Annotated in this window: 26 protein-coding genes; 16 read left to right on the forward strand and 10 right to left on the reverse strand. The window is 58.6% G+C overall.

Going from position 1 to position 26,096, the window contains the following annotated elements; translation table 11 throughout:
- Positions 1 to 19: 19 nt before the first annotated feature.
- Complete coding sequence (gene manA / locus CKV89_RS00420; RefSeq protein ID WP_028326849.1) at positions 20 to 1,249, reverse strand: mannose-6-phosphate isomerase, class I; 1,230 nt, start codon at positions 1,247 to 1,249, stop codon at positions 20 to 22.
- Positions 1,250 to 1,464: 215 nt separating this feature from the next.
- Positions 1,465 to 2,358, reverse strand: a complete 894-nt coding sequence (locus CKV89_RS00425; protein ID WP_034400475.1) for an oxidoreductase — start codon at positions 2,356 to 2,358, stop codon at positions 1,465 to 1,467.
- Between the two features lie 98 nt (positions 2,359 to 2,456).
- Between CKV89_RS00425 and CKV89_RS00430 the strand changes: the two genes are divergently transcribed.
- Positions 2,457 to 3,830: a serine hydrolase gene (locus CKV89_RS00430; protein ID WP_028326852.1), complete on the forward strand. Its 1,374-nt coding sequence runs from the start codon at positions 2,457 to 2,459 to the stop codon at positions 3,828 to 3,830.
- A 75-nt stretch (positions 3,831 to 3,905) separates the two neighbouring features.
- On the opposite strand, the gene CKV89_RS00435 is transcribed toward CKV89_RS00430, so the two are convergent.
- The 3 genes from CKV89_RS00435 to CKV89_RS11535 all read right to left on the reverse strand — a co-directional run bounded on the left by CKV89_RS00435 (position 3,906) and on the right by CKV89_RS11535 (position 6,070).
- On the reverse strand, positions 3,906 to 4,304 hold the full coding sequence (locus tag CKV89_RS00435) for a hypothetical protein (protein ID WP_028326853.1): 399 nt from the start codon (positions 4,302 to 4,304) through the stop codon (positions 3,906 to 3,908).
- 177 nt (positions 4,305 to 4,481) lie between these two features.
- Positions 4,482 to 5,597: a MinD/ParA family ATP-binding protein gene (locus tag CKV89_RS00440; RefSeq protein ID WP_197697056.1), complete on the reverse strand. Its 1,116-nt coding sequence runs from the start codon at positions 5,595 to 5,597 to the stop codon at positions 4,482 to 4,484.
- A gap of 14 nt (positions 5,598 to 5,611) precedes the next feature.
- A complete protein-coding gene (locus CKV89_RS11535; protein ID WP_157728059.1) occupies positions 5,612 to 6,070 on the reverse strand; it encodes a WhiB family transcriptional regulator in 459 nt (152 codons plus the stop codon).
- Between the two features lie 554 nt (positions 6,071 to 6,624).
- On the opposite strand from CKV89_RS11535, the gene CKV89_RS00445 reads away from it, so the two are divergent.
- Positions 6,625 to 7,116 (forward strand): hypothetical protein, encoded by a 492-nt coding sequence (locus CKV89_RS00445; protein WP_028326854.1) that lies wholly within the window; start codon positions 6,625 to 6,627, stop codon positions 7,114 to 7,116.
- Positions 7,117 to 7,920: 804 nt separating this feature from the next.
- Here CKV89_RS00445 and CKV89_RS11545 read toward each other — a convergent pair.
- The gene (locus CKV89_RS11545; protein ID WP_154657604.1) at positions 7,921 to 8,064 is read right to left on the reverse strand and encodes a hypothetical protein; all 144 of its coding nucleotides are present in this window, start codon (positions 8,062 to 8,064) and stop codon (positions 7,921 to 7,923) included.
- Between the two features lie 311 nt (positions 8,065 to 8,375).
- Here CKV89_RS11545 and CKV89_RS11550 point away from each other — a divergent pair, with 311 nt between their 5' ends.
- Positions 8,376 to 9,704, forward strand: a complete 1,329-nt coding sequence (locus CKV89_RS11550; protein ID WP_154657605.1) for a glycoside hydrolase family 26 protein — start codon at positions 8,376 to 8,378, stop codon at positions 9,702 to 9,704.
- Entirely contained in the window at positions 9,701 to 11,686 is a 1,986-nt protein-coding gene (locus tag CKV89_RS00460; RefSeq protein WP_028326857.1) for a hypothetical protein, read from the forward strand. Before CKV89_RS11550 ends, CKV89_RS00460 begins: the two co-directional genes overlap by 4 nt.
- Here the strand turns inward: CKV89_RS00460 and CKV89_RS00465 are convergent.
- Positions 11,683 to 12,885, reverse strand: coding sequence for an MFS transporter (locus CKV89_RS00465; protein WP_034400478.1), 1,203 nt, complete (start codon positions 12,883 to 12,885; stop codon positions 11,683 to 11,685). The genes CKV89_RS00460 and CKV89_RS00465 overlap by 4 nt on opposite strands.
- 193 nt (positions 12,886 to 13,078) lie before the next feature.
- Here CKV89_RS00465 and CKV89_RS00470 point away from each other — a divergent pair, with 193 nt between their 5' ends.
- Together CKV89_RS00470 and CKV89_RS00475 are read left to right on the forward strand one after the other, a co-directional pair.
- Entirely contained in the window at positions 13,079 to 13,471 is a 393-nt protein-coding gene (locus CKV89_RS00470; protein WP_028326859.1) for a hypothetical protein, read from the forward strand.
- A gap of 35 nt (positions 13,472 to 13,506) precedes the next feature.
- Positions 13,507 to 14,835: a DUF4921 family protein gene (locus CKV89_RS00475; protein ID WP_051277291.1), complete on the forward strand. Its 1,329-nt coding sequence runs from the start codon at positions 13,507 to 13,509 to the stop codon at positions 14,833 to 14,835.
- Positions 14,836 to 14,840: 5 nt separating this feature from the next.
- Here the strand turns inward: CKV89_RS00475 and CKV89_RS00480 are convergent, their stop codons facing one another.
- Positions 14,841 to 15,710 (reverse strand): CPBP family intramembrane glutamic endopeptidase, encoded by an 870-nt coding sequence (locus tag CKV89_RS00480; protein ID WP_231935403.1) that lies wholly within the window; start codon positions 15,708 to 15,710, stop codon positions 14,841 to 14,843.
- Positions 15,711 to 15,774: 64 nt separating this feature from the next.
- Here CKV89_RS00480 and CKV89_RS00485 point away from each other — a divergent pair, with 64 nt between their 5' ends.
- From CKV89_RS00485 to CKV89_RS00515, 7 genes are all read left to right on the forward strand, one after another.
- Complete coding sequence (locus CKV89_RS00485) at positions 15,775 to 16,209, forward strand: MarR family winged helix-turn-helix transcriptional regulator (protein ID WP_028326862.1); 435 nt, start codon at positions 15,775 to 15,777, stop codon at positions 16,207 to 16,209.
- 209 nt (positions 16,210 to 16,418) lie between these two features.
- Entirely contained in the window at positions 16,419 to 17,462 is a 1,044-nt protein-coding gene (locus CKV89_RS00490) for an ABC-2 transporter permease (protein ID WP_154657606.1), read from the forward strand.
- Between the two features lie 83 nt (positions 17,463 to 17,545).
- Positions 17,546 to 18,409, forward strand: coding sequence for a PhzF family phenazine biosynthesis protein (locus CKV89_RS00495; RefSeq protein WP_028326863.1), 864 nt, complete (start codon positions 17,546 to 17,548; stop codon positions 18,407 to 18,409).
- Between the two features lie 70 nt (positions 18,410 to 18,479).
- Positions 18,480 to 18,755 (forward strand): DUF4235 domain-containing protein, encoded by a 276-nt coding sequence (locus CKV89_RS00500; protein WP_051277295.1) that lies wholly within the window; start codon positions 18,480 to 18,482, stop codon positions 18,753 to 18,755.
- A gap of 113 nt (positions 18,756 to 18,868) precedes the next feature.
- The gene (locus CKV89_RS00505; RefSeq protein WP_028326864.1) at positions 18,869 to 19,585 is read left to right on the forward strand and encodes a Type 1 glutamine amidotransferase-like domain-containing protein; all 717 of its coding nucleotides are present in this window, start codon (positions 18,869 to 18,871) and stop codon (positions 19,583 to 19,585) included.
- A gap of 100 nt (positions 19,586 to 19,685) precedes the next feature.
- A complete protein-coding gene (locus CKV89_RS00510) occupies positions 19,686 to 20,468 on the forward strand; it encodes a polysaccharide deacetylase family protein (RefSeq protein WP_084440907.1) in 783 nt (260 codons plus the stop codon).
- A gap of 190 nt (positions 20,469 to 20,658) precedes the next feature.
- Positions 20,659 to 21,921, forward strand: coding sequence for an AI-2E family transporter (locus tag CKV89_RS00515; protein ID WP_051277298.1), 1,263 nt, complete (start codon positions 20,659 to 20,661; stop codon positions 21,919 to 21,921).
- A 24-nt stretch (positions 21,922 to 21,945) separates the two neighbouring features.
- On the opposite strand, the gene CKV89_RS00520 is transcribed toward CKV89_RS00515, so the two are convergent.
- On the reverse strand, positions 21,946 to 22,956 hold the full coding sequence (locus CKV89_RS00520; RefSeq protein ID WP_034400483.1) for an NAD-dependent epimerase/dehydratase family protein: 1,011 nt from the start codon (positions 22,954 to 22,956) through the stop codon (positions 21,946 to 21,948).
- Positions 22,957 to 23,144: 188 nt separating this feature from the next.
- On the opposite strand from CKV89_RS00520, the gene CKV89_RS11555 reads away from it, so the two are divergent.
- Positions 23,145 to 23,366 (forward strand): hypothetical protein, encoded by a 222-nt coding sequence (locus CKV89_RS11555; RefSeq protein WP_034400484.1) that lies wholly within the window; start codon positions 23,145 to 23,147, stop codon positions 23,364 to 23,366.
- 29 nt (positions 23,367 to 23,395) lie between these two features.
- On the opposite strand, the gene CKV89_RS00525 is transcribed toward CKV89_RS11555, so the two are convergent.
- Complete coding sequence (locus CKV89_RS00525; protein WP_197697057.1) at positions 23,396 to 24,643, reverse strand: TIGR04053 family radical SAM/SPASM domain-containing protein; 1,248 nt, start codon at positions 24,641 to 24,643, stop codon at positions 23,396 to 23,398.
- 270 nt (positions 24,644 to 24,913) lie between these two features.
- Here CKV89_RS00525 and CKV89_RS00530 point away from each other — a divergent pair, with 270 nt between their 5' ends.
- Both CKV89_RS00530 and mobA read left to right on the forward strand, forming a co-directional pair.
- Positions 24,914 to 25,453, forward strand: a complete 540-nt coding sequence (locus CKV89_RS00530; protein WP_028326869.1) for a hypothetical protein — start codon at positions 24,914 to 24,916, stop codon at positions 25,451 to 25,453.
- On the forward strand, positions 25,450 to 26,082 hold the full coding sequence (gene mobA / locus CKV89_RS00535; protein WP_051277300.1) for a molybdenum cofactor guanylyltransferase: 633 nt from the start codon (positions 25,450 to 25,452) through the stop codon (positions 26,080 to 26,082). Before CKV89_RS00530 ends, mobA begins: the two co-directional genes overlap by 4 nt.
- Positions 26,083 to 26,096 lie beyond the last annotated feature (14 nt).

Raw genomic sequence — 26,096 nt, forward strand, 5'->3', positions numbered from 1 at the left:
CAATACCGACGAGATCGCATCAGCGATGATCATGGTTAGCGGCCGTAGTATCCGCTCCAGCAGTCGCCACGAAAATCCGACCACCCTGTGCCGACCAAGCTCGTGCTCCCTGCGTCGCAGCAGACAGGTACGCCGACTCACCACGACAAACCTGCAAAACCTCGCCCGTCTCGTCTTGTAAGCACACATCACCTTCCACAGCAAGCAAGATCCGTGGACCGGAACCAGGAAGGTCAACCTCTTGCTCAGCCACATCAACGGCATATAGAGCAAACTCAGGAACGGGAACGATATACGCCCAGACCCCATACTCATCAGGCTGCGGACGCAACACCGGTACTGAGACATCCGGATCCAAAGTTCGCATTACTTCAGGAATGTCAATGTGCTTAACCGTCAACCCTGCTCGTAGAACATTGTCTGAGTTGCCCATTACTTCCACGCCAGCACCGTGCAAATAAGCATGCGGCCCAGCCGCAGCCATGAACAACCCCTCCCCCGGAGCGAGAACGAGGTGCTGAAGCAACAGCGATGCGATAACACCGTGGTCGCCTGGATGCTCTTTCTCCATTCGAGCCACTGCCGCAAATGCAGCAGCTTCGTCTCCACCAGAGGCAGCTAGCTGTTCAGCCGCTGCAGCAACTTGGGCTGCAAGCACCTCGGTCTGTTCTTGCGGCATCTCTAACAACGCGCCAAAAGCACGCAGACGCGCTTGATCTCCGCTTTGCTCCAAATCGGCAGCGATCGGTTCTAGCGCAGCGGCACCTGTCATACGCAGCAACCGCGCAGAGTCACAGGCCGGGCGGAATCCCGCCAACACTTCAAAATCTGTCAGTGCAACGAGAACCTCGGGCTTAGGCCACGTGTCTACGTAATTACGTGCCGGATCCTCCAGCGGGATGCCCGCTTCCTCTTCAGCAGCAAATCCACGCTCAGCTTGCACTCGGTCAGGGTGCACCTGGATAGATAGTGCCTGGTCAGCAGCTAAAACCTTCAACATGAACGGCAACCGGTCACCGTAGCGAGCCACGATATCTGCGCCCAACTCAGTGACTGGGTCCTGGGAAATAATGCTGTCGAGACCGCGTGTCGCCCCCTCACGAACGCAGCCTGCAGGTCCGGAAGGGTGTGCCCCCATCCAGAGTTCAGCCTCGGGGCCTTCTGTCGGGACAGGCCGTCCCTGCAGTTCCGCGATGACGTGACGCGACCCCCATGCGTACGTCTTCACACACGGCGAAATGATTTCCATAACACTGCCCAGGCTAGGTCACCCATCACAGAGCTGATAGGCCGTGGGACCAACCTAAGTGTCTATACGTACTCCTGACCTTTGGTTTTACTAAGCAACCGAGATGGAACAGGCACGCTAAACACCCACACAGGCCCCGACCTACAACACTCAGCCCACGACTGTCCTCAACAACAACGACCCCATAACAACCACGCACATGCAGCGCACAACCATCAACGCGTAGTCAACGACTCACACACCTGCCACAGCTGCCGCCCAGCAGCCACGTCATAACTACGCCTAATCGACTTCTCGACCCTAGGAGCCCCCACTACACCAGCAACCCCACCTGGACCCGCATAACTCCCACCCGCCAAATGCGGAACCGTCGCAGCAAACAACTCCGGCAGCGCTCCTTCCTCAGGACTTTGACTGCACCGCAACGTCGATAAGACCGCCCCCATCAACCAGTTCGCATCACGTTTACCCACATGCGAACGAAACAAATCCGTCGAAGCTATCCCCGGATGAGCTGCCATCGCACGCCGAGAATCCCCCGCCTGCAACAGGCGACGCTGCTGCTCATAGGCCAACATCACACACGCCATCTTGCTGTCCGCATACGCCTGCCATGACGAATACCGACGCGAACGCCAATCCACGTCCGTCAAATCCGGACGTCCCATCCGATGCGCAATCGACCCCAACCACACAGTCCGATCCGTCACCACACCCCACAACCTCTGCATCAACGCAAAATGCCCAAGAACATTGGTACCAAACTGCAGTTCATGCCCCTGCACCGTCCGCCGCAGCGGCGTATTCATCACACCAGCATTGTTAATCACCACCGAAATAGGCCGGTCCCCCCAGTCATCTGCAAACCGATGCACCGACTCCAAATCAGCTAAATCCAAATAACGCACTTGGCTCCGTTCATCACCCCCCGGCATCATGTCAGCGCGAACCCTATTCCCCTTCTCCACATCCCGACACGCCATCACAACGAAGGCACCCTTAGCCGCCAGCTCACGCGAAGCCACCAAACCCAAACCTGAATTCGCGCCAGTCACAACAAACACCCGACCCGACTGATCCGGAATATCACTACTGCTCCAACTAGTCATGCCACCTATCCTCACGCCATAAGCCATCGACGTCACTTCGAATCAGCCAGACGCGACATCCGTTTGCACACACCCCACCAGCCCGATAAGCATGAATAATGCGCGCTTTACTTGCCCCCACTGCTGGTCTCATCGCCCTCACCCTCGCTGCTTGCACCACCGGAAGCGGCCCCACACCCCAAAACACTCCCACCGCCACACCCACCGCCACTGCCACCTACCCCAACGACACCATCGGCCAGGCAATGCAATGGTTCGTCGGCCAAATGAGCACGGACAAAACCGATTCCAACCTCGCCCAGCGTCTCTCCTCCGAATTCACAAAACACATCAGCCCTCAACAATTGCTCGTCTTCTTTGGTGAACTGCGCCCCCAAGGCCCCTGGATCACCGAAAACACCACCACCAACGGCAATAACGGCACTGCAACGCTCATGAACAAATACGGGCAGCGCTTCACCCTCACCATGCACGTTGACGACAACGGCAAAATCGCTGGCGCGCTTGTGGACTCAGCACCTAAAGGGAGCCCTGCCACCACCTGGAACGACGTCACCAAACGCGCCCAGCTAGGAATCAAAGACGTCTCTATCCTTGCCGCCAACATCGATGACAACGACAAACTCACCGATGTCCACGCCCACGACGCTGACACTCCACGCCCCGTCGCTTCCGCTTCCAAGCTCTACATCCTCGCTGCCATCGCGGAAAAAATCGCTGACGAGGAACTCAGCTGGGACCAAGAACTCACCCTCACCGAAGAAGACAAAACCCTCCCCTCCGGAACACTCCAAAACAGCGCCGCCGGAACCCGAATCAGCGTCCTTGACGCTGCCACCGCCATGATCGCCACCAGCGACAACACCGCAACTGACCTTCTATACCGCACTGTCGGCGAAGAAGCCATCCTTACCGCCGCTAAAAATGCCAGTAACGATCACCTCGAAGGAATCACCCCGTTCCTCACACCCAAACAAATGTTCTGGCTCGCCTACGGCCCCTCCGAAGAGGCCAAAAAAGCCCGCTCCTCATGGAAGAGTTCCTCCCCTCAGCAACGTAGAGAACTGCTCAAAAACCTCCCCATGCCTGGCCCTGGGCCACAAATTCCCAACAATGCAACCACCGCACAATGGCCCAATGACATCGAATGGTTCGTCTCCGCACGCGACCTCGCCGACGTCCATCTGCACCTACAGAAACTTGCTGACTCTCCCACTGGAAAACCCTTAACCCACATCCTCACTAAAAATGCAGGCATCAAAACCCCCGCCTGGGCTTCCACTGCCTTCAAAGGAGGAAGCAACACCGGCGTACTCTCTTTCTCTTTCGCCGCAACCACCGCGAAAAAGAGCCGACAGATTCTTATCGTCACAGGCCGTAGCACCGAACCTGTTGATCAAAACACTGTCATCGCAGCCACTACCGACGCTGCCAACCTCCTTGCCACCCAACACGACCCTGCTAAGGAGTAACCCGCGCCAAAAAAGGGGCCCCGCCGACTTATCAAAAGTCAACAGAGCCCCAGAAGAGCCAGTTCAGCTATACCGTCACCGGCGCTGCCACTTGATGTCTTTACGAGTCAAACGCGCTTCCACGTCCTGCGGCGACTGCGGAGCTGATGTGGCATAGTCACGCAGCATCTCCTCGATCACCGTTGTCAGCGGCACACGTTCCAGCTCTGCGCGGGCATGCGCGAACGCCATAGTGCGCTCAGGAAGACGAAATACCGATGCTTTCTTTGGGCCTACTGCCGGAGGCAACTCTTCAGGAACCCCCGCGCGCTTCCCACGCGACTTCGGTACCCCAGCCAGCTCAACCCGACGTCGACGCCGCAGCACACCGAGCGCCTCGCCATCCGTGATGGGCCCACGCCCCTCATACCAATCGAGCGGCTTCAACTCTCCGGGCAACGCCTCATCCCTGCGCGGCTCGCGCACGTTCGACATGTTTCCTCCCGATCCCCTGTATGGGCACACCGCCCCTACTGACACCCGACTGGTCGAGTGTCCAACTTTCTGTCGCTGACTCTAAGGGAAAGGCCATGACCACTGCATTCACAGTCACCACCCCCATGTCCCATCACCAACGAAGAAACTAAGCAAAAACGCTGGCAGACAAGGCAATCAAGCCATAAATCGGCTAGTTATAGCCGCTGCAATATCCAGATAGGCTTCTTGCGTAGGACGCTGCAATTTCTCCCACGACAACTGCGCACCATCTGCCACATGCGGATCGGCTGGAACCACAATCAAATCAGCCGCCTTGCGCAGGTGATGCAACACAGCTCCACGATCAACCTGCCCGCTTACCAAGTCTTTGGCCGTCAAGACCACGATGCTCGAACCAGCTAGGCGGGTGAATCCATTAGCCCGCAACCAAGCAATCGTTTCCGCTGCTCGCCGGGCACCGGTAATCGACCACGCCGCCGGGATAACTGCCGTATCAGTGTGTTCAAGAATCCCACTCATTAGCGGGTGAGTAACCCCCGTACCGCAGTCAACCTGCACCAACGAGTAATAAGTCCCCACCACATCAAGAATGCGTTTGAAGTCCTGCGCCCGCAGCGAATCCCCCAATACCGGATTGGGTTCACCTGGCAACATAGTCAACCGACCAGTTGTCACTGTGTATTTCGACAGCGCCTCCAAACTATGAATGGAGTCGATATCGCGAGCTAACGCCGAAATTCCGGCATGAGACTCACCAACAAGACGTTCAGCCAGATCACCCGCATCTGGATTCGCATCGATGGCAAACACTGGATCAGGACGCAGATCTGACAAGGCCAACGATGTGGCTGCCGTAGTTGACGTTTTACTGATGCCTCCTTTGAGACAAAAAAACGCCGTTACGTGACGCCGGTCCAGACGGCGGGCAATGAGCGACTCACGCTCACGCACTTTTAATTCATGCACCGATGGCCCTGGGTTCCATCTGCCCGATGTGATGTCATACGCCAAGGCACGCCACCCCGCACGAGGACGAGGCGATACCTGCGAAAGCATCGGACGTTCCACCGCAGCCACGGCCGAATCTGATGGACTAGCAGATGCAGCACCCGCAGCCGAGCTCAAGCTCTGGTCAGTCGGCGTTATTTCTTCAACTGGGAGCAGATCATTTTTTGCTGGAGGCACCGTCACTAACGACGGTGCACCCTCGACCTCGGCCGCAGGAATCAATGGATTGGGTCGCCCCCGCGCAAGCTGCGCGGCAGGGTCCCACGACTCAGCAGCACTCACATTAATCACTCCGCTCAGGAGGCGGCAGCGCGTGCGCGCTCACGACGACGAGCGGCGGCATTGTGCCCCCGGCACTCGTCACACCGGCACCCACGCCGGTATGTGTTAAGTGAACCGGCACCCTTGGCATGGGTGGGAGTGCGGTCACGGTCAGACCCACCGCGACGAATCGGCACAGATACTGAACGTGCACTGGGGCGAGCCGCAGCGATCAACTCAGGGAAGCGCTCCCTGCGCTGACGCGTGGTCATCGAAGCGCGATATCCGATGTCATCCATGCGCAGCGCTGCAACCAAGCAGGCCTCCCACAGCGGACATGAATCACAGATAGCCCGAAGGTGCCGAGGCATGCGGTCTTCCTCGTACTCCGGAGTCCAGTCATTGGCGGAAATACCTGTCGCTGTAGAGCGGCAAGCGGCAGATCCATCCAAACGGAGCTCATCGGCTTCTACCTTGACCCTCAAAGACGCCATGGAGAGACCACTCCCGGCAGTCGAATCGGCCATAGGTGCCGTTCGTACGTCTGTCATCGTGCGCATTTGTCCCCCGTGAACATGCGTCTGTGGTGCGGCGTGAACGATTTAGAGTTTGGAGATCTTGCGCTGCTGTCGTCAATACGCGTTTCCATACAACCGTCCAGGTTTCGTGTACTCGTGAAGGCTTATTTGCCTTCGCGTGCCGTCCGACACTGCGCAACCGAACCCCCGAGAGGCAATTTCGACAAACAGTGAAGAGTGGCCGTCAAGCCGACCGAATCATCTTGTTGGACAGTTGATCAAGACGATAGTTTGGTTTGCGGTTCTTGTGTTGACACTTTGGACGAGATCAACCACTCGGGACGTATGGACACTTGCGTTTCATGGGGAGATGACACATATCGCCTACCGGCGATGTGATTTAAATCACATAGAAATTCTCGCATCGTGGACATCTCCTCCACCTCCCGAAGGCCCCCTCGACCATCCCTGAACCCGAACCACACCTCGAAGACGAGAAACCCCCGGAACCGAAAGCGAGATACGCGGGCATGACCACGACCCCCACTCCCCCCCACGTCAGCAACGGGTCGACCTCCACAAATCCCCAGGCCAACAAACTCCCTGACGGCTACATGACCGCCGAGATGATCGCCGAGTCACTCGCCCGCATCACCGGCAAAAAGTCCATTCCCGCCTCCACCATCCGCGGAATGGCTAGCCGCGACCAGATGCCCGCCCCTACCGGCCTCAAATGGGGCCGTCGAATTCTGTGGGACGCCGATGAGGTCGGCGAGTGGCTCAAAAAACGAGAAGCTCGCCACGTTCCCCGCGCATTGGTTCGACAGATCCAACGCAACCTTGCCGCCCTCGATGAACAAGCGCGCGCCACCGGAAATGACGCACGACTTAAACAGGGCGTCCGAAACGCCTATCGCCGAGGCCTTTCCTTCCAGCAAATCGCGGACGCCATCCTCGTTAAAAACGGCGACCACCACCCCACCCGAGAAGCTGTCCGCAGCCGATTTGGCCCCTACATCTGATCGCCTGTCACAGTCGGAAGATAAACAAACGATCAATGTGATTGTTCGTTTACACCACCAGGCATCGACACAGTGGCGCCCCTTAGGGCGCCACTGGCGCATACGGACAAGCCTCATGTGGGTAATAAGTTTTTATTTGCCCAATCAACTCCAGTTCCCTCGAAAATCAATATCATTGAATGCATACATGCAGGTCAGAAGCCTTAAATCTTTGAGGCGAGTGAGGCACGTCACCCCGAAATCGAACTAATTTGCGTTGGAAACACCCGTCCATCACAGATGAGGTAATGACGTGTCACCGACGCCTTCCCAAAACCGCCGCCCCTACGTACTGACAGCAGGAGCAGCTCTGGCCCTCTGGCTCTGCGCTGACCCCAGTGCGTACGCGCAAAGCGACTCCCCCACCGTCGAAGGCAGTCAGCGCTCCGATGTCACCACTGCAGCTCCACGACGGGTAACACCAACAGCGGCACAGACGCGACAGCAAACACTCCGCAAGACACACACGTCACAACCCACAACAACTTCAACGTCCCAGCACAAAGCTGCCGCCTCCGCACCAGCTACACCCCAGCCCCAGAAAAACACAACTTCTCCAGCCCCTCAGAAACCAGTCAGCGCTACCCCAAGTCCTGGCAGCTCCACAGCCCCAAAAGCGTCTCAACGCGCGACAGCGACAGCGACAGCGACAGCGACAGCGACAGCGACAGCGACAGCGACAGCGACAGCGACAGCGACCAAGCAAACCACTTCTAAAGCCACGCCTCCCCCTACCCAACGAAAAGCCCCCAGTGGGAACACCACTCAGAGCAGCGCCCCCAAACCAGCACCAGCACCAGCACCAGCACCAGCACCAGCACCAGCAGAAAAGAAACTGACGAAGCCCGCACAACGCAACACCGCCCCGTCTGCACCTTCATCGCGGACGTCTACGTCTTCACCACGCACGCAAACTTCCGCAGAAAGCACGGTTCTCAGAACTAGTGAACCGACAAACAACCGTGCAAACACCTTTACCGGCAAAACAGATGACAGCGCACAAAAATCTTCCGCCGCTACTGCGCAATCTCACCAGGACACTGTTGTCTCTTCTTCCGAGAGCCAACCCACGATTGCGGCCCCATCACCGGATGATAGAAACACCGACCGACTCGGCGTCGCCAACGTCGCCAACGCTGAGTGAATCAGAAGATCAGCAAGACGAAATCACCAATCGTCGAAAGCAGCGTGAAGCTCAGCGCGAGCAAATCATTCGCGACATGGAACAGGCCGCAGCAGATCGTCAAGCACGCCGTGAAGCACGCCGAGCAGAACGTCAGGCCCAGATCGACCTATGGCGTGAACAACGACACGAACGCCAAGAAGCACGGCGTCAACAACATGAAGCCGCACGCCAAGCCATCCGTGAGCAGATCTCTGAAGCTGTAGAGAAGGTTCCTGAGCCTGCAGTGTCGCGGCCTTTCTGGAAGAGCATTGAAGCCGCAGCACAGGAGCAAGAGAGTCAGCAGGTCAAAGAGCCTTTCACCCCGGCAGAAGAAGAATCCCCCGTGCCTGCTGAGCAGGTCACTTCCACCGACGCGGCCAGCCCTACACCATTGATGGCGGTTGCCCCAGCCGCAGGACCTTCAGGCCATCGCTACGAAAACAACAGCGGCGGCCAAGAGATGGCGGGACCATTCCGCGCTGCAGGGAGCACTCCAACACCCTCACCTCAACGCTCTGCCGCCTCGGCAACTACTCAACAAAAATCCGCCACCACAACGACAAATGCATATCCCCTTATCACCTCTACTACTTCGCGTCCGTCATGGGCGCGGGGAGTTGCTCCCATCGCAGACAGCCTCGAAGAAGTAGCCCACGCTGCCACAGTGGCCAAACAGAGCGCGATGGCCCCTGCCGTAGCTAGCATGCGTATCTCTTTTGGTAAGTGGAGCGATCTGCCCCAGGCTGCGGCTGCAGCACCTCGTGGCGCGAAACACACTGTGCTTTCTTTGCCGGCGTTGCCTGATAGTCACGGTTCTTTAACCGCTTGTGGCAAAGGTGAGTACCGCAAGATGTGGGAATCTTTCGCGCAGGCACTGCAGAAAGCGCAGATCGATAACCCCATTCTTGATATCAGCGCACCTACCAAAGAGATGAACCCGCAGGCGTACGCATCGTGTTATCGCCAGGTTGCAGAAGCAGTTAAAGGTGTACTTCCCCGCGCTACTATGCAGTGGACGGTAACGCGCGGCACCGATGGTCCTTACGACGCGGTTGCTGCGTGGCCAGGTGACGGAGTGGTCGACATTGTGGCCCTGGATGCTCTGGATACTGGTGGTAACTGGTCCAAAGCTGTGAATGGGGATCGTGGACTCAACTGGTGGGTGACTTTCGCGCAGCGCCGTGGAGCGAAAATTGCTGTGTCTGCGTGGGGGCCAGGGCCAGGGTCAGATGTTTCGTCAAATAACGCTCCGTACGTGCAAAACATGCACGATTGGCTGTGGCGAGTAGCCCAGAAGAATGCTTTGGTCTACGACCTATACACCGAAGGCAGCAAAGCGGCCGGTGGTCGTGCCGCGCAGGCTTACCGGGCGTTGTTCCGATGAGGAGCGATGATTTCGCCAGACGGCATCCGGAGGTCGCGCCTGAACCGATCGTGCAGGTGACTTTCGATGTGGACAGTGATGGCACTGAGGTTGCGCTCGTCGATGGTCACGTTGTCGTGCCTCACAGCGGTGAAGATGTTTTAGATGCGGCAGTCAGACAGATCGCTGCAATGGTGCCGGTTTTCGCTGGCATTGATGACAATGGCCAACCGTATACGGGGCTGAAAGCGACCCTGGTCGGAGACGATTTATCTCGCTTTGTTGTGGTGTATGGCGACGGGAGACTGTTTGTTCCGGCACAGTCAGATGTTGGGCAGGAGCAGGCCCTTCCCGATGGCGTGATTCCGTTTCCGGGTGGAGCAGATGCATCCGTAGCGGAGTTGGATCTGCAGGATTCTGCTGGGGATTCCTCTTTGCAGCGTCAATTAGAAGATGAGTTCGCAGCTCATTTAATCGGCCCCTCCGTTGTGGTTTCGATGGACGGTGTGGAGATTGGTGGCGCTGAGGCCGATGCTGAGGAACTAGCTGCGGAAGATGAGGCTCCTTGGGCGCAGGAATCTGAGCCTGAGATTGAGGTCGCGAGGCTGATACCACCTGGCACACCGACCGGAGGTTCTTTTTCGGCTGGTCTTGCTACTGCAGCTGACTCGTTACTTGTGACGGGTCAGGAAGTTTCGGCTGCCGAGGGAGAAACTGCGGCGATATTGGCGCCGAAATCCTCGGTAGGTGTGCTGGATCACGATGAGATAGATGCAGACCTTGAGCGCCCGATGTACATCGAGGATGGCAAAGCTGCTGGGTCACGTCTCTGGTCATGGGGGCGTGTCAGTCATCGGTTGGCATTAGGTGCTGCTGGTGGTGTGTGTGCACTGGCGGTAGCTGGGGTTTTGGTGAGTCCAGTTGTGCGGGGGGCTGGTGATGGGAGCAGTTCACCGGCACCCATGGTTTCGGCGCCTCCTGGAAGCACGGTTGAGGGTTCGTGGTCGACGGGGCCTTTGACTACAGCAGCGGGGCCGGTGGTTTCTGTGGGGGATGCTCTGGGTTATGTGAAGTCTGATGGCACGGTGGCGCTGGTCGATGCTGCCACGGGGCGTTCTCGTTGGGAACAAAAGATTGTTCCCGCTCAGGTGCGCGGTCATTTGTCGAGGACACGGATCCGGTCAGTGGATTCATTGGCGATTCATGTAGGGAATCGGTTAGTGGCGTGGTCGTTGGCGGATGGATCTGCGGTAGCTGCGGTGGATTTACCCGATGACGCGCAGGTTTCCTATTTGGGCGCTTCTCCTTTGGTGGGAACGGGCAGTTCGACGGTTTCGGTGCTTGGGGAGGAGGGGTTGTTGCAGGTGGCGGTTCCTGCGGGTGCATATGCTCTGGCTGCGAGGGATGACCGGAGTGTGACTGCGGTGTCGCCGCAAGGCTGGTGGCGTTTGCGGTCAGGGGTTCCGGCAGGTGCGGTGCGTCCGTTTGAAAGTGCTACGCCAGATGCGTTGCCTAAGGGTGTTCGGCCGCGGGTGGTGGGGTATGTGGGTAAGTCGGTTGTGTTGGAGTATCCGGCTTTTGGGAATCGTCGTGCGGAGTTGGTTGTGCATAGCGATACAGGGCCGCAGTTGCAGGTGGCTTTTCGGGGAGTTGCTCCGCCGAAGACGGATAAGGGGGAGAGGCTGATTGGTTCTCCGGCACGGACGTGGGGTGTGTATGGGCGTGCGCTTGTGGATGCGGCGGGGGGTTCGATCTCTGATCTGGGGCAGTGGCGTTCTAGTCATGTGACGGATAGGCATGTGTATGGGGTGAGTGCGGGACGTGCTTCAGTTGCTGGTCCTGGGCAGGGCGTTACGGCGTTGCCTTCTGGGACTGATTTGCCGGAAGCGGAGTCAGATTCGGTGTTGGCGGTGCGTGTGGCTGGTCCAGCGCGTTCGCGTGATGGGGGTCAAGCTTTGGCAGAGGGGCAGCAGGGGGTGGTGGTGTTACCGCGCAAGGGTTAGTGCTGTGGTGTGCAGGTTTCTTTGACGGGTAGCCAGGCCAGGGCGGCCAGGACGGTGAGGATGCCAGTGATGGCGAAAGCCAGGCAGTACCCCTGTTGGGGACTGGTGGTGAGCGTGACGATCCATCCTGCTATGACTGGCCCCAGGATTGTTCCTGCATCCATCATCATCTGGAAGCTGGAGAGAACTTTTCCGCCGTTGCGGTTGGGGCCAATGATGTCGGCTATGGCTGCTTGTTGGGCTGGATGGATTAGGCCTGCTCCTAGGCCTGCGATGAATGAGGCGGCTAGGAAGAGGGGTAGGGCTTCGGAGAGGGCGAGTGCTGCAGTGGCAGCGCCGTTTGTGATGAGTCCGATGATGATGAAGGGGCGTCGTCCGTAGCGGTCGGTTGCGTTACCTGCGGTGGTCAGGGCGAGGGCGTTGCCGATGGCGAAGGTGGTCAGAGCGATGCCTACCCAGCGGATTCCGAGGGTGGGAATGGCTGCTGCGTAGAGGGGGATGAGTGCGACGCGTACGCCGAAATTGGCCCAGCCATGGCTGAAGGCGGTCAGGAGGACTGCGCGGTATGCGGGGTGGTGGAGGGCTTGAGCGGTGGTGATGGTGGGGCGATTGGTGTGGGAGCCGGTGGTGGTTGGTGCTGGTTCAGTGAGGAAGGTCGCGACGACGGCGGTGGCGGTGAGGAGCATTGTTGCGTACACGATGAAGGGGATGCGGTATCCGGCTTCAGCGGTGAGGCCGCCGACGATGGGGCCGGCTATGTTTCCGATGAGGAAGGCTGCGCCGAGGGCGGAGGAGCAGCGTCCGCGGATATTGGCTGGGGCTAGGCGCACCATGAGGGCGGAGGAGGATACGACGAACATGGCTGAGCCGATTCCGCCGAGGGTGCGGTAGGTCAGCAGTTGGGTGTAGTTGGTGGCTAGGGCGCATGCTCCGGTGGATAGGGCGACGATGAGGAGGCCACTCATGTAGATGCGTCGTTCGCCGAGTTTGTCGACGAGTGCGCCGCTGGCTGGGGCGGCTGCGAAGCGGGCGAGAGCGAATGCGCTGATGATGGCGCTGGCTGCTTGGACGCCGACGTTGAAGCTGGCGGCGTATTGGGGCAGCACGGGCGCGACGAGGCCAAAGCCGATGGAGACGCAGAAGGCTGCGCTGACGAGGATCCAGATTTCGCGGGGTATGGGGGTGCGGGATGTGGGCATCGTGGCAAGTATGTCGTGGGGCGGGTGGTTAGGTTGGGTGGTTGGGGCGTGTTGGTGGGTGAGTATGCGTTGTGGGTAAAAGGTTTCACTTTTGGGTGGTGGTGGCCGATGTGGGGTGAAGGACAGGAAGTCCGTACTGATATTCCCCTCTCGGTGTTTGCGCCGAACCGTCCGTACAGACCGGAGCCTTACTATGCGCACCACGTATTCGTCCACTGCTCGTTCGACTAAGCATCAGCCGCGTCGGGCTGAGACTGATGCGAGGTTGGCGCGGCCTACGCGCCGTTATTCGGTGTTGAATGATTTTCGGTATTTGACTGCTGATGATGTGGAGTTGTTGCGAGCGGCTACGGGTGAGGCTGCTGATCGTGAGGATCCGAAGAGTCAGTTTGCTCAGCAGTTGGCGTTGGATCGGCGTCGTGGTGATTTGGAGCGGGATGCGCCGGTGACGGCGACGTATTTGCGGGACGCGTCGGTGCGTATTGAGCGTGAGAATGCCGGTCGAGTGGCGTTTCGTAATCCGTATGCAGGCAAGGCGTATGAGCGTGCGGTGAATTGGTTGGTTAAGCGCGGTTTGGTGGGGTGAGGGGTGTGGGGTGGGTGCCCTTTTAGTCTGAGTTGATGGGTGCCTCTTCGTTGTCGCGGGTGGATGGTCCTGTTGAGCCTGTGCGTCGTTTGGCGGATGGGACTGTGAAGCAGGTGAATCCGTTTAGTGGGACGGAGGTGTGGACGGTTCCGGGCAGGGCGTCGCGTCCGGTGGGTTCGGGGGCGGCGTCGGTGGGGGTGGTTTCGGCTTCTCAGGCACGGTCGTTGTGTGCGTTTTGTGAGGGGAAGAGGTTGTCGACTCCGCCGGAGCGGGAGCGGGTGGTGCGGGAAGGGGGTCAGTGGGTTTTTCGTGAAGGGTTGAGCGCTGGTGAGGTGGCTGAGCAGAGTGCGGAGTTTCGGCGGGTGCCGAATTTGTTTGCGATTTTGGATTGGCCGTATTGGCGGGACAACCATGGGTTAGTTGCTTCGGGTGAGGTGTTGGCTCGGCGGGATGCGTATTTAGCGGATTCGGCGGGGCGGGAGCATGTGGTGGCGGTGTTGCGGGCTAAGGCTGCGGCGATGGGGTGCTCGGTAGATGGGGTTCCTACTGAGGGTGAGCGGGAGGCTTTGGTGCAGGCGGCTACGGGTTTTTTTGCTGGTGGCCATGAGGTGGTGATTGGGCGGCGTCATGTGACGGATGCTGGTGAGGGCGTGTTGGCTGGGTCTGGGACGTTGTCTTTACAGGAGCATGCGGCTTTTATGGAGTTGACGGTGCGTGGGGTGGTGGATCTGTATGAGCGGATTCCGGCGGCGCGGTACGTGGTGGCGTTTCAAAATTGGTTGCGGCCGGCGGGGGCCTCTTTTGATCATTTGCATAAGCAGATCGTGGCGATTGATGAGTACAGCGAGCAGACGAATCGTGAGGTGGAGCGGTTACGGGTGGCTCCGGATGCGTTTTGGACGTGGGGTGTGGGGTATGCGGCCAGGCAGGGGTTATTGATTGCTGAGAATGAGCATGCGGTGGCTTTTGCGGGGTTTGGGCATCGGTGGCCTGCGGTAGAGGTGTTTTCGAAGGGGAGCTCTGGGTTGCCATGGGAGCTGTCTGTTCGGCAGCGGCGTGATGTGTCGGATTTGGTTCATGCGGTGCATGCGGCGACGGGGGTGGATGTGCCAGTGAATGAGGAGTGGCATTATCGGCCGCCGGGCTTGGAGGTGCCGATGCCGTGGCGGGTGGTGGTGAAGTGGCGTATTAGCAATGTGGCTGGATTTGAGGGTGGGACGAAGATTTATGTGAACACGATCGATCCGTGGGGTGTGCGGGATCGGGTGGTTGCGGGGTTGGCTCAGTTACGTGACTCGGGTGGGTTGGCTGATGGGGTGGCGGTGGGGCGGGAGTGTTGGGCGGGGGCATTGCGGTATGTGTGAGGTGTTTATATCCAGGCAATGTGTCCGGCTAGGAAGGTGTATCCGATGAAGGCCACGATGTCGATGAGGGCGTGGGCGATGACGATGGGTAGGACGCGGTGGGTGCGTGCGTAGACGGTACCGAGGATAAGTCCCATGCAGATGTTGCCGATGAATCCGCCGAATCCTTGGTAGAGGTGGTAGGTGCCGCGTAGGAGTGCGGACAGGATGAGGATGGGTAGGACTGCGCGGGCGGCGGGAATCCATTCGCTGGGTGGGGTGGGTGGGATTTTTCCTTTGGCGAGGCGGTCGGCGTTGCGGGCTTGTTCCCATCGGGTGAAGAGGTATCCGATGAGGATGATTTCTTCGCAGATAGCGTTGGCTAGGGAGGCGAGGATGAGGATGGGGATGCTCCACCAGTGGTCGCCGAGGCTGGCGGCTGAGACGGTGGTGTTGATGTTGAGTGCTTTGGCACCCAGGTAGAGGCCGAGTCCGGGGATGCCGATGCAGGTGGCCAGGACGGTTCCCAGGGCGAGGTCGTTTGCTGGGGTGTGGAGGTGCCATCCGATGCGGTGGTCGGTGGTGGTGTCGTCGCGGCGCATGAGGTGTAGGGCCAGCAGGGCGGGGATGATGAGTAGGAGGATGCGTAGAAGCTGGTAGGCGAGGTCGAGCCAGGGCCGGTCGGGGGTGACGGGGGTGTTGAGGTTGCTGGTTTGGGCTGATAGTGCAATGTCGCGGGTGAGGCGCTCGGTGATGGACAGGATGGCGCGGAGGGCGGAGGCGCCGATGCTGACTCCGATGACGAGCCACATTTCGGTGCGGAGTGTGCGGCTGGGCAGGTGGGATGCGGGCAGGCCGATGAGGGGATGTTGGGGGAGGGTGTTGGGGTTGTGCACCTGTCTAGGCTAGTTGTTGGGGTTGTGCTGCTTGGGGCGGTGTTTTGGGTCTTACGATGGCTGCATGTCTGGGGCCGCTGATCCTGTTGAGGTTTCTGCTTCTTTGCGTGCTCTGATTCGTGGTTTGACGCGGCAGTTGCGTTCGGAGACTTTGCATGTGAGTGATGTTCCGCTTCCGCAGCAGGATGTGTTGTTGTTGTTGGCGCGCACGCCGGGGTTAACGAATGCTGAGCTTGCGCGGGAGCAGAAGGTGACGCCGCAGTCGATGGGTGCTTCTGTTACTGCTTTACGTGAGGCGGGGTTGGTGCAGACGCGGGCTCATGCGCAGGATGGGCGGCGGCGTGAGGTGCATTTGACGGATGCTGGTCATGAGTTGTTGATGCAGCTTGGTTCTGCGCGGGATGACTGGTTGTCGGCTCGGCTTGCTTCGCGGTTGTCTGGGGTGGAGTTGGAGGCGGTTCAGGAGGCTGTTGCGCTTTTGCATAGGGTTGCAGACTGATTCAAGGTTTGCGCAGGTTGGGTGGGGTGTGAGGGGTGGTTGTTGTTTTGGTTGTTGAGTGCTTCCTCGATTTTAAATAGTCAGTCTGACTGATAAGTTTTCTTGTGATTTAGGCGTTGATGTTCAACGCGCACAAGAACCACGAAGGATTTCCCGTGTTGCACTCCGAAGAAACTTCACGCGTCCCCATGCGGACCGTGCTGTCACACATGACCATCCCTGTACTCATGACTTTGGTCATGGCCCTGTGCTACCTCGGCGGGTTCCACCGCCCCGAACCTCACCACCTGCCCGTAGCCATCATCGGCCCCGTCAACACCGCAGGCCCCGTGGCTGCCGGACTCCAACAAGCCACCGGCGAGATGCTCGAGGTGCGCACCTTGCCTTCAACCCAAGCAGCCACTGACGCCCTCCAACGCCTTGAGATCTCGGGGGCCTACCTACCCTCAGCCGATAAACCCACCCTCTTTGTCGCTAGCGCTGCCTCCGAACCAGCCGCCAACGCCGCCAACCGCGTATTCACACAGATGGCCGCCAAACAGGGCAAACCACTAACGATTAACGACGTCGCTCCCCTACCCGCTGAAGACCCAATCGGACAGAACGCGTTCTTCTACCTGATCATCTTGTCGATCGGCTCCTACGCAACCGCCATCTCCATCGCCGCCGCCGGGGCTACACGTCGTTTCCGCGAGCGCCTAGCCTTGGTGATCGGCGCCGGAATCACTATCCCCACGCTGATGCTGGGCGTCTCTTCTGTGCTGTTTGGCCTTTTCCCCAACGATGGCGGGACCGTTTGGGCTATCTCGGTGGCTTACTGCCTGACTGTGATCGGTATCAGCGTCGGGCTCCACACTCTCGTTGGCCGCTACAGCACGCTGGTGTTTAACGCCCTCTTTGTGGCGTTGAACTTCACCTCTTCCGGCGGGACCATGCCACCAGCTATGCAGCCTGCCTTCTTCGATTGGCTCCACTCGTTCTGGATCGGTTCTGGTTTCATCGACGTCATCCAGCACGTCACCTACTTCCCCGAGGCCAATGTCAGCCGCGGCGCGTGGATCCTCATCGGCTGGGGATTGTCCGCTGTCGGTAGCCTGGCTATCGCTCACCACGTTGAGCTACGCCGCCGTCACGCCCAGCGACTACGCCGCAGCCACGACTCCATGCGCCAGGCTCTCGACGCCGCCCGCCGTGATGGCCTAACCCCGCAGCAGTCAATGGAACTCCAACTCGCCGAGGACGTCGCCGTATAACAGAAGAGGCGACACGCCGAACGTTTCTAACAAGTCCTGGCAGGTCGCCTCACCTCAACCCACGTGACGGCTACGCTGGCGGAATGGAGATCACCTACCGCCTCGTCAACGTCTTCACGGACGGTGACGATCCTTTCTCGGGCAATGCTGTAGCCATCTTCGAGGATGGTTCCGAACTCTCGACCTATCAGATGCAGTCACTCTCGCAAGAGTTAAATCAGGAAGCGGTGTTCATCTTCCCCACCGACGATCCTGCGAACGCACAGGTGCGTTTCTTCTCTCCTCATCAGGAGAAAGGGTTCGCCGGTAGCGCATCGCTGGCCACGGCTCACGTGGTGCGGGACATGATGGGCAGCACCGGAGACGTGACGCTACACGAGTCACAGTACGGCGACTACCACGTCCAGCACGTCGCCGGCAGCGAAAACAAATGGATGTTCCAAGGTAGCCAGCGCCGAACCCGCGAGCTGAAAGCCTCACCGCAGATCCTTGCTTCTCTGGTTGGTTTGTCGCTGGATGCCATCGCGGCAGCCCCGGCCACCGTCTCTTCAACAAGCGGCACCGGCGGAATCATTCTGCCTGTTCGCACCATTGACGATGTTCGGGAAACTCGCCTGGATGCACGCCTGCTGCACTCATACGCGATGCTGCTCAACACGGTCCCATCCGTATACGTATGGGCTGAGAGCGACGAAGACGAGGTCATCCACTCACGTATGTTCTACGGCCCTCGTGGCGGTGTCTTGGAAGTAGCCGCAACCGGCTCCGGTGCAGCTAACCTCGGCGCCTGGTTCGCCTCTCAGGGGCGAGGCCCAATCAGTCGACACATTCGCCAAGGCCGCCCATTGGGTCGCGGCAGCCACGTCGACCTTACGGTTGATGAATCTGGCGATATCTTCGTGGGTGGACGCACTCTCGAGGTGTCGCGCGGAACGTTCCACATCTGACCGATCACGTCCTGCCGCAATGTGATTGCTGACGGAAAGTCGTCGGTTCGGTGTCATCCTGAGGAGAGGTATGAACGAGAAAATCTTCGACCTAGTCGGTACGGGCGTTGCGCTCGCTGCTGGCGCCGTCGCGAACAAGCTGGTGGGTTTGGTGTGGCGCGGTGTCGTCGGCGAACCACCGGAAAACCCTGATGACCCGGAAGAAACTTCCTTCGCGGAGGCGATGGGTTTTGCGATTTTGTCAGCTGTGTTTATGGCGACATTCAAGCTGGTAGCGAGCCGTAAGTTGCACGCTTACTACAACGACTCGAAGAAGCCACTCGGCGCGCCTGCGGAAAATAGCTAAACCGTTGCTGGCCCCGATGTGGTGTGGCCCGCCGCCCAGTATGGGGGGTGGGCCACACCACATCGGGGCTTGTCTTCGCCGAAACAGCCAGATACCGCAGCTACGGTGCTGCTATGAGCACTCACATCGTCGTGTCAGGTGGCGGAGGCTTCTCCATGTCTGCGGACCACCGCGCTAGCGCAGCAGACCGATTCATCCTGTCCCTGACTGACAAACCCAACCCGCTCGTATGCTTTGTCCCCACCGCCTCAGGCGACAACGGGCTATATATTTCACAGTTTTTCAACGCCTACAGCGGGCTAGGCGTACGAACTAGCGTATTAACACTGTGGACAGGCGCAGCGGACTCCATCGCGCGCATGGACGAAGCAGACGTGTTCATCATCGGTGGCGGAAACACCGTGAATCTATTGGCACTCTGGTCCGCGCACGGAGTAGGCGACAAACTACGCAGCTACACCCAAGATCAGGGACGCGATATCGTCATTGCAGGCAACGCCGCTGGCGCAGCCGCGCTCTACGAAGCTTGTGCCACAGACGGATTCGGTAATGGCATCTCAGCCTTGCCCTTCGGATTGGGGCTGCTGCCTGGAAGTTTCTGCCCGCACTACAACTCAGAGCCCGACCGCGCACCGCGGTACCAACAGCTCGTGGACACCTGCGCCCTACCGGCCGGATACGCCGTCGATGATGCGGCAGGCATTCATTACCTAGACGGCCAAGTCCAATCATTCTGGGCTGAGCGCACCGGAGCCGGAGTGTATCGAGTAGAGCCAGCAGAGAACGGCGCTCGCATTAGTGCCGAAACAGTGCACCCCCTCCCTTCCTAAAAGGAGGGGAAAACCTTACGGAGACAACACTTTTTCGGAAAAAGAATCTCCTTAAGTGGCTCCTACGATGTGCCGATGAGCGCATCGAGGAGGTGGCCACATGTCACATTCACGGCTTTCCCTGCTGGTTATGTCATCGGCAGCGGTGGCTTTATTGACGATCCCTGCGCTGGATCGGGCGTTTTCCGAAGGCAACAGCACACTCTTCGGCCATCCCACGGCCACCCCCTCCCCCACCGTCACTGTGACAGTGCCACCTACTTCAACACCCACGCCAAGTCGGCCCCACCCAACTCCAGCACGCACCCCCGTCACAAAATCACCCGAGGGAAAACGCAAAATCGTTTATCTCACCCTCGATGACGGCCCCAGCCCCTACACCACGAAAGCACTGGAAATTCTCTCTCGCCACAATGTGCCTGCCACCTTTTTCATGATCGGTGAAGAAGCCGCACATTACCCAGAGACTGTGGCTAAAGTTCGCGCAGCTGGACATGCCATCGGAAATCACACCTACACCCACCCATGGCTCACACATCTCAGCACACCCGAAATACGTAAACAGCTACAGAAAACCGATGACATTCTTGGAGAAACTACATGCATGCGCCCTCCAGGCGGCCTCATAAACAAAACCGTCATCGCGCAAGCAAACAAGCTAGATAAAAGTGTCATCAACTGGGATGTTGATACTCGCGACTGGCAGCGCCCCGGAACAGTGAATATCCGCTCTACTGCACTGCGACTCACTACCCCAGGATCAATCATCCTCATGCATGACGGCGGCGGAAACCGCACCCAATCCATCGGAGCACTTGATGGAATCATCAGCACTCTCAAGAGCCGCGGATACACTTTCGCCACTCTCCCGCAGTGCCGCTGAACCCACACAATTTTATTCACTCAGATAGGGCGGAAATTAAACCGAAACGCCCCGTCACTGAGCAGACCCGAATTCGACCATCCTCTATGCCACACTCAAAGCTAATGCGCTGCCCTCCCACACCCTTGACCGAGGGCCCATTCAACACATCACAACTCACACACCAACGCGTACCCTGCGAGGTCTTCTGATGCCTTTCTTCCGCCCCTCTCCCACCGAAAACCCTCCGGAAGAACCACCCGTAGTACACGTGGTCAACGCCGACAAAAACATTTCCCAAGAACTACGCATCGCCGGAGAAATTGCGTGGCGATTCATCGCCATTATCGCTGCGCTCTACCTCGTCGGTCGCGGAATCCAGATCACCTCCTCCGTTACCCTCCCGGTAGCCGTGGCACTACTGTTCACCGCCCTGGGCCAGCCCCTGGTCAACCGCCTACACCGCCACGCCCACATCCCCACCTACGGCGGGGCAGCCATCGCCATCATCCTTGGCATCATCCTTATCACCGGCACACTGGCCATCGCAGGCGGCCAACTCATCACCGGCGTCGCCCAACTTATCGATCGCGTCTCCGGTGCCATGACTCAAATCCAAACCTGGCTAGCCACCGGACCCCTACAAATCGGTGGCGACCAAATCAACGAAGCCATCACCCACTCCCGCGAATGGCTCTCCGCCAACGCCAGCACCCTCACCAGCGGCGCAGTAACCGTGGGCAGCCAAGCCACCAGCCTGGTAGCCGGACTAGTCATCGCCCTCATCGTCACTTTCTTCTTCCTTGGCGATGGCCCCAACATTTGGGGATGGCTGGTGCGCCTCATGCCTCGCGGCGTACGCACCGACGTCCACAACGCTGCCCGCCGAGGCTGGACCACCGTCGGAGCCTATGTACGCACCCAAATCCTCGTCGCAGCTATCGATGCCGTCGGTATCTGCGTCGGAGCGTTCTTCCTCAAGCTGTCACTGGTTGTCCCCCTAGGACTCATTGTCTTCCTCTCCTCCTTCATCCCCATGGTTGGAGCTTTCGCATCCGGAGCCCTTGCCGTACTCCTGGCCCTGGTCACTCAGGGGCCGGTACCGGCGCTCATCATGATGCTGGTCGTTTTGGCGGTGCAGCAGCTCGAAGGAAATGTGCTCCAACCCGTACTCATGAGCCGATCCGTGTCGATCCACCCTCTGGCTACCTTGCTCGGCGTTGCAGTCGGCTCATTCCTTTTCGGCATTGTTGGTGCCGTATTCGCCGTGCCTGCCATGGCTTTCACAAACGTGGTTGTGCTGTACCTCAAGGGTTACGACAAATTCCCCGAACTCGGAGTACAAAGCGTCCCCGGCGGTACTTTCACCGGCGACCGTATGGCCCGCGCGGCAGCCAGCGGAGATGAAGAAGCCGAGAAAACCCAGCGCTCTACACACCACCCTGACACCCCAGATGGCCCATCACAGGCCTAACCCAATCGCCCCTTGCAGATCTCGCTAATGCCGGCGCCCCGCGAACTGGGGCACCGGACGCGGCGACTCAATCGGCAACCCATAGGCATCCAACGACTCATCCCGAATTGCTTGGGGTACCCCTCCAGGGCGGTAACGCAACAGCTCTCGACTCCACGTCGCGTCAACATAAATATGGCTGCACAGAAAATCGTCGAGTACATGCTCAGCACTCAGCCCCCGCAACTGGCCATGCCGCTGCAATCGACGGATCACTCGCACACAGATTGGCTGTGCAACCCACCGCGGCACTCCCATAATGGGGCTGCGCTGACCCAGCGCATCCATCACTACAGAAATCATTTCCCGCCAGGTTAAATCCATATCAGTGAGCGGATAGCGCGCCGCATGCTCCCCCCGCTGAAGCGCACTCATCACAGCATCAACCAACTGCTGCGTTGTGATCACCGAGGTGCCGCCAGTAGGAAACAACACCACTGGCCCCCGCAGCCGATCTAACAAAATCTCCCGCCAGTGATGCCTCTCCCCCGACCCAGCACCAAACACATACGGAATCTCCAGCACACACACCCGCATGCCTAGCTCAGTACCTACCTCGATAGCGAAATCTGCCTCAGCGACCCGAGCCCGCACATACGGGTGACGATCCGCTATCCCCAGACCGGGGTTCGCTCGCTCCCATGCAGCCAAGTACGACCCGATTACCACCACCTGCTCCACCCCAGCTGCGGCAGCCGCTCGAAACGTGCGCCCGACCACATCACGCACCCATTCGACGGCATCCCCACCTTCAACCGGCCCCACGCCGGAAACCCCGACGCCGTAGACAAGTGCATCCACGCCGCGCAAAACCTGCGTGATCACAGCCTCGTCATCGGTGACATCGACTGCCGAATATGTCACTCCCCGATACGGTGAAGCCACACTGCCCTGCCTGCGAGGACGCACCGAGACAACCTCATGCCCGGCGGCGACCAAAGATTCGCACAGCCGGTGGCCAAACAGCCCTTTCCCTCCGAGAACGGCAGTTTTCACGATCAAATCGTGACACACAGACCCCTCTCAACCGAGGACCCGGCTTTAGCTACCGATCCATGTCGCCACAAGAACGACTACATAGACAGAGCCGTCAAACTTGCTACGCATCTGAATTTTTCTACCTGTACCCCTCTTAGACTCTGCTAAAAAATAACCAACACGCCACCACAGGGAAAGATAAGAAAATGACACCGAAAGACCATAAAAAGAAATACGAATATCTTTCGTACATTCTTTCTGGACTGTGCATTCTGCTTTCAAGCAGATACATGATCCAGGCGCAAGAAGGCGGAATCATTCAACTCATCGGATACGCCGCCGTCATCCTTGGTGCTTCTTCTTTCACAGCAGGCGCATTCTTGACCTACAAGCTACACAGGAATAAAACTAGCCAGCAACATTTATAAAATATGCCAGACGACTGGGGATGGGCGACTTATCCATCCCCAACCATCTTCTCCCACCGCGGGGGAACATAGGCACAAAACGGCTCAGACTCAAATGGGTCACCCGTCACCGCGAACGCGCGAGCCCGAGAACCACCACACATTCCTTTGTAATTGCACACTCCACACTTGCCCTTGAGCTTACTCCGATCACGCAGCCCCCGAAACAGTTCAGAACGCTGATAAATATCAATGACATCCGCGTCACGAACATTCCCAGCCTTCACCGGGAGAAAACCACTAGGAAACACATCTCCCGTGTGACTGATAAATAAAAACCCATCTCCATCATTCACGTTACGCGCTCGGCCGATACCATCCGAATCCGAATGATGCTTCCCTGAAGTCAACACATCAATCTGGATAGGTCCCGCATTCGCCACCCGCGGGACTGCCGCATTCTCAGCACGCTTATGTTGAACCACTACCCGGCTGTACTGAGGAGCCGCTGTCGCTTTGATGTCATACGGCACCTCCTTACTCATCTCGTACATAAGGTCAAAAACACGCTCGAACTCGGCTGCGCTTGCTACATCCTCGGGCCTGGCCCTACCCATCGGCACCAGAAAAAACACTTCCCAAAACACGATTCCCAGCTGAGCGTTCAACTCCGCCATCGCCCGCATGTCATTAATGTTGTCGCGCCGCACAACCGTATTCACCTGCGTCGACATCCCCACCTCACGGGCCTGCCGCAAAATACGCAACCCGTGATCAAAAGATCCCTCAACCCGGCGGAATGTGTCATGAATCCCGGCATTCGACCCATCCAAACTCACCGCCAGACGAACCAAGCCCGCTTCCTTCAACTCACGCAGCTTCTCCTTGGACGTCAACGGAGTCGTTGCCGGAGTGGCCGCCATCCTCATCCCCAGATCTGCGCCGTACTTCACCAACTCCACAATGTCCGGGCGCTTCATACAGTCCCCACCAGAAAACACAAACACCACCGGCCCAAACTCACGAAGCCGTTTCATCATCGCCTTAGCCTCATCCGTGGTGAGCTCATCCGGATGACGTAACGGCTGCGCTTGAGCACGGCAGTGCTTACACGCAAGATCACACGATTGTGTTGTCTCCCAAATCACCACAAAAGGAGCCTTATCGAAGTCCATCGGCGCATGCCCCCCACGCATCCGCCGATGCCCGGCCCCTGCCCCACCGGCAGCACCATGACCATGCCCACCCTTGTGCCGAGAACAGCCCGACGAGTAAACACCTGCAGATGCATCAGCCATGCCACCACGCTAAAACCACCCCCACTCCCGCGCTGCCGGTCACACATATGAGATACACAACATCACCACTGCTCACAGGGCCTTTCGACCACCTCAGCATCCCCGTCACTGACAAAAAACCATTCACAGATGATTCCCAGCAACACAACCGGAACAACACAGACCCCTGATGCTGTCCATAATGAATGGGGCATCGGTATCAAGGCACCACAACCGCCCCTACACGCACGCCCCCTCTCTCACATGCCCGTGATGTACCGAAAGGACCCGATGTCCACCCCCAACAGCCCATTCAGCAACCCAAACAACCCACGCTCAGCTGCATCAGAAGAAGTGCTATGCGGCGAAGTCATCTCAGAGAGCAGCACCACCAACCAGCCCCCATCAGCAGGCCCGACCTCCAGCGAAGGCCCCCGCTACATCAAGTCCGAACCACTGAGCAACAACCCCTTCTCGCGTAGCTTCTTCAACCCACCAGGAGCCTCCAGCGCCTACCAAGCCGCCAGCGCAGAACTGGGCGTGGACACCTCCAAGCTCAAAATGAAAAACCCCGTTATCGCCGCAGCACTGGGACTCTTCTTCGGCCCCATTGGTCTGATTTACTCAAACCTGCTCTGGGCCATTTTCCTGGGCATACTTGTCGCCGCCCTCCTCAAAGCGCACGTCATCTTGTGGATCTTTGTGCCCCCGATCTTCATCCTCTGCGCCCTCATCGGATTCGGCTCAGCAATGCGCACCAACTGGAAGCGCATCGTCGCCCTGGTCAACGAAATTGACAACTCCGACCTGACCATCCAGAAAAACCCGTGAGCACCTACCTCGGCACAATCGTGCTGTGCGGTGGCACATCTGCCCGCATGTGCGTTCCCGACAAAACAGCACTGCCTTTTGGGACAGCAACGCTCCTGGACTCCGCGCTCCTTGGGCTCCCATCAGGTCCCGTGGTGTGTGTAGGCCCCCCACGCCCGCTCCTGCGTGATGGCGTGACCTGGACACGAGAAACCCCACCCGGAGGTGGCCCGCTAGACGGTATCCGCGCTGGACTTAACCAGCTCACGAATATGGCAGCCCCCCCTGAGTACGACGCAGGCATACTCGCTGTCATTGCCGGTGACCAGCCTTTCGCTGGGCGCGCAGTCCCCCACCTGCTCAAAGCACTCGAAGCCGCAGCAGCAACCACACACGCCGTTGCTGCCAGCACTGACAGCAACGATCTCTCTGCACGACCTGCACTCCTTTTAGCTGCCTACCGCGTACATGCCCTCGCCCATGCTGTTCGCGGTGATACCCGCAACCAAGGCGTCTACCGCGCCTTGAAAGATCTACACGTCAAGACCGTGCCACTACCCCTTGAACACATCTCAGCGGCATTGGATGTCGACACTCCAGAAGACCTTGACCTGGCACAACAGCACATCAACCGGACACGCACCAATTAACCTTCGCCCCGCCC

Source organism: Dermatophilus congolensis, from assembly GCF_900187045.1.
Classification (GTDB): Bacteria; Actinomycetota; Actinomycetes; order Actinomycetales; family Dermatophilaceae; genus Dermatophilus; species Dermatophilus congolensis.